This window comes from Planktothrix prolifica NIVA-CYA 540 (genome assembly GCF_963864145.1).
Taxonomy (GTDB): Bacteria; Cyanobacteriota; Cyanobacteriia; order Cyanobacteriales; family Microcoleaceae; genus Planktothrix; species Planktothrix agardhii.
Window position 1 is genome coordinate 5,495,331 of the sequence record NZ_CAWLTW010000001.1, and the last position, 7,463, is coordinate 5,502,793.

Annotated in this window: 6 protein-coding genes; 4 read left to right on the forward strand and 2 right to left on the reverse strand. The window is 42.8% G+C overall.

Annotation, left to right across the window (positions count from 1 at the left end; translation table 11 throughout):
• Positions 1-244: 244 nt before the first annotated feature.
• On the reverse strand, positions 245-1,828 hold the full coding sequence (gene ndhD1 / locus AC559H_RS24560; protein WP_026794608.1) for a photosynthetic/respiratory NAD(P)H-quinone oxidoreductase subunit D1: 1,584 nt from the start codon (positions 1,826-1,828) through the stop codon (positions 245-247).
• A gap of 104 nt (positions 1,829-1,932) precedes the next feature.
• A complete protein-coding gene (locus AC559H_RS24565) occupies positions 1,933-3,987 on the reverse strand; it encodes an NAD(P)H-quinone oxidoreductase subunit 5 (RefSeq protein ID WP_026794607.1) in 2,055 nt (684 codons plus the stop codon).
• 844 nt (positions 3,988-4,831) lie between these two features.
• On the opposite strand from AC559H_RS24565, the gene AC559H_RS24570 reads away from it, so the two are divergent.
• From AC559H_RS24570 to ygfZ, 4 genes are all read left to right on the forward strand, one after another.
• Complete coding sequence (locus tag AC559H_RS24570; protein ID WP_026786265.1) at positions 4,832-5,149, forward strand: hypothetical protein; 318 nt, start codon at positions 4,832-4,834, stop codon at positions 5,147-5,149.
• Positions 5,150-5,253: 104 nt separating this feature from the next.
• On the forward strand, positions 5,254-5,634 hold the full coding sequence (locus AC559H_RS24575) for a Fur family transcriptional regulator (protein WP_026786266.1): 381 nt from the start codon (positions 5,254-5,256) through the stop codon (positions 5,632-5,634).
• A gap of 178 nt (positions 5,635-5,812) precedes the next feature.
• The gene (locus tag AC559H_RS24580; RefSeq protein ID WP_026794605.1) at positions 5,813-6,211 is read left to right on the forward strand and encodes a hypothetical protein; all 399 of its coding nucleotides are present in this window, start codon (positions 5,813-5,815) and stop codon (positions 6,209-6,211) included.
• Between the two features lie 57 nt (positions 6,212-6,268).
• Positions 6,269-7,327 (forward strand): CAF17-like 4Fe-4S cluster assembly/insertion protein YgfZ, encoded by a 1,059-nt coding sequence (ygfZ, locus tag AC559H_RS24585; protein WP_026786268.1) that lies wholly within the window; start codon positions 6,269-6,271, stop codon positions 7,325-7,327.
• The last annotated feature ends 136 nt before the right edge of the window (positions 7,328-7,463 follow it).

Below are 7,463 nucleotides of genomic sequence, written 5' to 3' on the forward strand. Positions count from 1 at the left end.
ATCAGCCGCCGATCGCTTATAATTATACGTTGTTGAGACAACGGGACAAGAGTTATATCAATGAGCAGGTTAATGTTGACAACTTCTTTGTGTCTTTGTGTCTTGGTGGTAACATTTAAGGCTTGACCATCGTAAACCAGCCAGCGCGACCTGCTATAAGAGTGCGTAGCGCTATAACACATAAAAAGAAACCCGATTTCTTGAAGAAATCAGGTTTATGAAATCACTAATATTTGATCACTAACTAATTGCCAATTTTAGGCGCGGTCACAGATAGGAATTTCCATTTACTCGGTTTAACTTCTGGCTTTTGCGCTAAAGTTGGTACAGAATGACGGATTAATGCCGTTAACTGTGTGGTTGTAGAATCATACATTTGGGTTAATATTTTCGGATATAACCCAATACCAATAATCGGCACTAATAAACAGGCAATGATGAACACTTCTCGCGGTTCAGCATCCACCAATTTTTCATGTTCTACTAACTCTTTATTTTCGGGGCCGTAGAGAATTTCACGCAACATTGAGAGCAGATAAATCGGAGTTAAAATCACTCCAACGGCTGCTAATAAAATCACGATCACTTTAAATGTCGAGTTATAGGCATCACTGGTGGCAAACCCAATAAATACCATTAACTCGGCCACAAATCCACTCATCCCCGGCAATGCTAAGGACGCCATACTGCAAGCTGTCCACATGGCGAAGACCTTTTTCATCTTGATACCAACCCCACCCATTTCATCCAACATTAAGGTATGGGTACGGTCGTAAGTACAGCCGACTAAAAAGAATAAACTCGCCCCAATTAACCCGTGAGAAACCATTTGTAACATCGCTCCACTCATACCAATATCGGTGAAGGATGCCATCCCAATTAATACAAAACCCATGTGGGAAATTGAAGAATAGGCGATTTTCCGTTTCAGGTTTCTTTGGGCAAAAGAAGTGAAGGCGGCATAGACAATATTAACCACCCCTAAAATTACTAAAATTGGAGCAAAAGTCGCATGGGCATCGGGTAACATTCCGACGTTCATTCTTAGTAACGCATATCCCCCCATTTTTAACAGAATTCCTGCTAGTAACATATGGGCGGGAGCGGTGGCTTCTCCGTGGGCATCGGGGAGCCAAGTATGCAGGGGAAAAATTGGTAATTTCACCCCGTAAGCTATTAGGAAACCGCCATATAATAGCAGTTGTAAATTCAGGGGATAGTGTTTGGCTGCGATCGCCTGCATATCAAAGGTGACGGTATCTCCAAAGAATGCCATTGCTAAAGCACCAACTAGGATAAAAAGCGAACCTCCTGCTGTATAAAGAATGAATTTGGTAGCAGCATAGAGGCGTTTTTTTCCACCCCAAATTGATAGAATTAGGTAAACCGGAACTAATTCTAATTCCCAGACTAAAAAGAACAACAACATATCCTGTACCGCAAAGACAGCAATCTGTCCGCCGTACATTAATAACATCAGGAAATAGAATAATTTCGGTTTTAGGGTGACAGGCCAAGCGGCTAAAGTCGCTAAAGTGGTGATAAATCCTGTCAGAATAATTAGGGGCATTGATAACCCATCTGCCCCCACCGACCAATTTAAGTCTATTTGGGGAACCCAAGTATATTTTTCTACGAGTTGTAAACCTGGGGTCTGGAAATCGTATCCCGTATTAAAGGCATAAATGAGGATAGCAAAATTGATTAGTCCCACAATTAAAGCGTACCATCTCACCGTTTTTCCATCTTTATCTGGAATAATTGGGAGCAGTAAGGCGGCGATAATTGGAAATAAGATGGTTATTGTTAGCCAAGGAAAATGTTCCATAGATCAAGCACTGAATGAAGGAATTAAAATTAAGCTACAATCAGTTAGCACGTCTAACCACTGTTAACTGTTAACTGATAACTGTTAACTGATAACTGATGAATTTACCCGGTAATTCCTGAGAAGACAACGAAGCCGAGAACGGCTACAAATACAATCAGGGCGTAGAATTGGGCGCGACCATTTTCTAGGTATTTTAAGCCTTCTCCCGTGACTAAGGTGACTAACCCGGTAAGGTTAACGGCACCATCGACAACGCGATAGTCTACTTCCATAACTTGTCGGGCTAACCGACGACTACCTCGAACAAATAGCACTTCGTTAATATCATCGAGATACCATTTGTTTTTGGAAAAATTGTAAAGGGCTGGATATTTGGCAGCGATCGCCACGGGGTCAATTTTACCCGCCAAATACATTAAATAGGCAATGCTAATTCCTATTAAAGCAATACCAACGGAACTTCCTGCCATAATTAAAAATTCCGTTAATTCAAATTCCGCCAGACGTTCTTGAACTTGTTGCACACTTTCCCCAGGGGCGTGAATAAACAACTCAAAAATATTATTAAACGGAGTTCCTACCAACCCAATTAATACCGAAGGAACCGCTAATACCATTAACGGTAAAATCATGGTAACTGGGGACTCATGGGGATCGTGGCTATGGCCGTGATCGTCGCCGTGGGCTAACTCGTCCGGGTTCATCGCCCCAGGGCCAAAGGCAAATTGGGGGCCATTAGCTTCCGTTAACAGGTTTTGTTGAATGGTGGTGTCATTACCTCGGAATTTGCCTTCAAAAGTCATGAAATACATTCGGAACATATAGAAGGCAGTCATTCCGGCCGTTAACCAACCGACTAACCATAATATCGGGTTAGCAGCAAAGGCATTACTGAGAATTTCATCCTTTGACCAGAAACCAGCAAAGGGGGGAATACCACAAATTGCTAAAGTTCCCACCAGGAAACAAGCGGAGGTGACGGGCATATATTTGCGTAAACCGCCCATCAGACGCATATCCTGGGCTAAAACAGGTTCATGGCCAACAACAGACTCCATGCCGTGAATGACTGAACCCGAACACAGGAATAACATGGCTTTAAAATAGGCGTGGGTCATCAGGTGGAATAGTCCGGCACTGTAGGCCCCCACCCCCATCGCCATTACCATGTAACCCAGTTGGGAAATAGTCGAATAGGCTAACCCTTTTTTAATGTCATTTTGGGTTAGGGCGATAGTGGCCCCCAAGAATGCCGTAAAGCATCCAGTAAAGGCAATAATATTCATCACTATCGGCAACCCCTCAAACACGGGGTACATCCGGGCGACTAAAAACACCCCGGCGGCCACCATCGTAGCAGCGTGAATTAAGGCAGAAATCGGGGTCGGGCCTTCCATGGCGTCGGGAAGCCAAACATGGAGGGGAAATTGGGCCGACTTAGCAACGGGGCCAAGAAAAATCAACACCCCTAATAAGGTGGCTAAGGCGACACTGAGGGAACCCGTTTCTACGGCTTGTTCTAGCCGTTCTCCCATGAGGCTAAAATCAAAGGTATTGGTGGCCCAATAGATGCCTAAAATCCCTAAGAGTAAACCAAAGTCCCCAACTCGGTTGGTGACAAAGGCTTTCTGGCAAGCATCGGCGGCGGGTTTGCGATCGTACCAAAACCCAATTAATAGGTAGGAACACATCCCCACCAGTTCCCAGAAAATATAAACCTGAATTAAGTTCGGGCAAATTACTAGCCCTAACATGGAAGAACTAAATAAACTCAGATAGGCATAAAAGCGTACATATCCGGGGTCATGGGCCATGTAACCATCGGTGTAGATCATGACTAGGAAAGCCACCGTTGTCACAATTGCCAGCATCACCGCCGCTAAATGGTCAATGGTATAACCCATCGTTAGTCTAAAGTCTCCGGCCGCTGCCCAGTCAATAATATAGGTGTAGGGAGCGTGACCGTTGAGTTGACTCCAAAGCAGAGCAAAAGATAAGACCATTGATGCCCCTAACGTTGAGACCAGGAAGGTTGAACAAACTTGTCTCAAATTGTTAGTGGCGGTGTTGAAAGAAATTAGCCCGACTCCAACCAAGGTCGCACCTAATAGGGGCAACACGGGAATTAGCCAGGCGTATTGATAGAGAGGTTCCATAACTATGTCAACTTTATAGTTCTTAATGAACTTGCCAAAACTGTTGATAATTTTACCCTACTATGGATTTTGGGCAGATTTTAGAACCCGACTGAGTTGTTTAATCTCGGTCTGGTTTTGTTCGGCTTAAAGTTTAAATCGTTTCAATAGCTGGCTGTAGAGCAAGTTAACCAAATTTACTCATTAGTTTGGCCTGAATATGCTTACCTCTGAAAGTAGGCTTTCCCTGACTATCAACCTGAGATTTGAGATTGTCACGATCAGCGAGTAAGCATTGACAGGAATTACGCAAGCACGATATATAGCAGTCGCCACATCTATTAGGACATTCTTGAAAGCTAAAAGCTGCTCACAGTAAGTATTTACCTATAGCGAGATTGCCTATTCCCTATTGCCTCTTGCTATATATAGTTTGGTTAAATTTAGACAACCAATCATGCTATTATGGAAATAGTGTTAATTTGGGGCTGTGGCTCAGGTGGATAGAGCAAGCGCCTCCTGAAGAATCGGGCACCATTTGGGGAAACCCCGTGAGTGAATGTGGTCAAACTCAAGGAAGCCTAAGTCTGGAAACCGATAAGGTAATCTTGAGCCAAGCTTTCCCTCTCAACGGGGAAAGAAGGTGCAGAGACTGGCTCTAGGGAATAATAATTTTATTCTTTAGACAAACGGCCACCACCTACGGGCGACACCCGCCTACGGTGAAGGAATAGTCCAGAGAGTGGGGAAACTCACACAAATCTGAAGCGCTAGGTCGGCGGTTCAAATCCGCCCAGTCCCGTTGAATTTTGGCTGAACTATATTTATGAACCCGAATCAACACCTGAGAAAATGGCATCGTACCTTGGCACCTATTGTTTTACTGCCTTTGTTCGTTACCGTTACCACAGGTGTTTTCTATCGGGTCGGGAAAAGTTGGCTGGGACTATCCCGCGACCAAGTTCATCTCCTCATGAGTATCCACGAAGGCGAGTATTTAGGACAAACCTTAGAACCACTTTATGTATTGTTCAATGGTTTGGGCTTGCTCTGGATGTTAGTGACCGGTGGGATTATGGTATTTCAAAAAATTCAACCCTTAAAAAAACTCCAATCTGGGATAGCTCAGGTCAAATCTTTATTTAAGAAGCCATCACTTCATCCCTTAGACGATGAGAAATAATCTTCGCCAATCCGTCAGCCGTTCATACAGGTCAGAGTTTCTGTATTTATTGTATCCTGGTAGAATAGCCGGTGAAATAGGCTAAGATTTGCAAATAATTGATAATGAAACCTCGTCGCACCCGCAGTCAAGACCGGATTCTCACCCAACTCAAAACCCTAAAACGATCGGTTTCTGCTCAAGATCTTTATTTGGAGTTGCGGAAAATAAACCAAATGATGGGGTTAGCCACGGTTTATCGCTCTTTGGATGCTTTGAAACGGGAAGGGTTAATTCATGTCCGAACCTTAACAACGGGGGAAGCGGTTTATAGTTGTATGCAGCAAGACGAACATCATCTCACCTGTGTGGAATGCGGACGTTCGATTCCCCTGGATGAATGTCCTGTCCATCACCTAGAAATTGAACTGGAACAATCCCACAATTTTAAAATTTATTACCATACCCTAGAGTTTTTTGGGTTATGCGAGCAATGTAATCAGTAATCAGTAATCAGTAATCAGTAATCAGTAATCAGTAATCGGTTCTATGTGACGAAGACTTTTATAGTTAATTAAAACTAAAAAATACATGACAATTATTTACTATCTCTAAATCAAATAAAATTTCGCACTTTCAGCATGAACTGAGACAATAGAAAAATCCCTTTAAGATTCAGATATTATGAAACCCAAAATTAAAGATCCCGTAGCTTGGCAACAAGCCGAACTCCTGATGCAGCCTGCTTTGATTCGCCTCCTAGACAACATCCGTAAACAATTAGACGAATCTATCTGGACAGGAAGTTATCAGGAAGTCCAAGATCCTTTCCCTGGATATCGGTTAGAATTAGAGCATAATGGTCAGCACGTTAGTCTCGATATTTGGGAATTGTGTTATCAGATCTGTTTTCAAAACTATTACCTGACCCATACTACCCAAGAAAGTTTTGAGGTTGAAATTGATATAAGTTTAATTGATCAAGAAATAGGAGATATAAATTGGCAGAACCTAGAAAATAAAACTCGTAAAATTATTCAAGACTTATTTGCTCATTTGCCCTCAGACGCTCCCCATTCTTGATCTTAATTCTCTATACTCATCAATGTTGAAAAAAAATTTAATCTCCTGACTCCCACCATGATTTCAGAATTACAGAATTTACAAGCCTCTATGGGGGCCATTTTTGGAACCTTAAACACAGGCGAAAGCGTTCCCATGAGTTTTGGCAACGAAACTGAGGCTATCACCGCCACAAAACAGGGTGTTGCGATCTATGATCGGTCTTACTGGGGACTATTAAAAATTTCGGGAGCAGATCGACTCCGATTTTTACATAATCAAAGCACCAATTCCATTCAGAGTTTCAAACCCGGAGAAGGTTGTGATACCGTATTTGTCACTTCTACGGCTCGAACTCTTGATTTAGCAACAGCTTTGATCACGGAAGATGCCATTCTTGTTTTAGTTTCACCAAACCGTCGCCAACAGTTGATGGAATGGCTAGATCGGTATATTTTTCCCATGGATCAAGTAGAACTACAGGATATTACCCATGATTATGCCGTTTTTAGTCTCCTAGGCCAAGAGAGTCCCCAGGTTCTTAACAAATTCGGCATCATGGACTTACAACAAAAATCCTACGGCTCCCATCAATGCTTTGAAATTGCAGGTTATAGTCTTCGCATCGCCGTGGGTAGTGGTTTAGACACCCCTGGCTATACTCTGATCCTTCCCACATCCATCGCCACCTCGGTCTGGCAAGTCTTAACCCAGGCGGGTGCGATTCCTTTGGGCGAAACCGTTTGGCAGCATTTACGGGTTTTAGCCGGCCGTCCCGCACCCGATACGGAACTGACAGAAGATTACAACCCCCTAGAAGCAGGTTTATGGCAAACTCTATCTTTTGATAAAGGCTGTTACATTGGTCAAGAAACAATTACCCGTCTTAATACTTATAAAGGTGTTAAGCAAAAACTCTGGGGTATTCGTTTGAAGGCGTCCGTTTCAGCCGGAACTCCGATATTAATTGATGATGTTAAGGTCGGAAAATTAACCAGTTATACCAACAGTGATGGAAAACATTTTGGTTTAGGTTATATTCGCACTAAGGCTGGTGGAGTCGGTTCAACGGTTAAAGTAGGTGAGGTAGAGGGAGAAGTTGTAGATGTTCCTTTTTTAACTTATCAAAAACTTTAACTTTGGGTCTGAAGTACAGAAAGGGTCAAAAAATCGAGAAACTGACTTTAATCTTCACTTTTCTGCAAACAAAAACTGCTCTAGTGGTAAATAGAGCAGTTTTTAAATGAGTTATAATATTGAGTTTCCAAGAAAA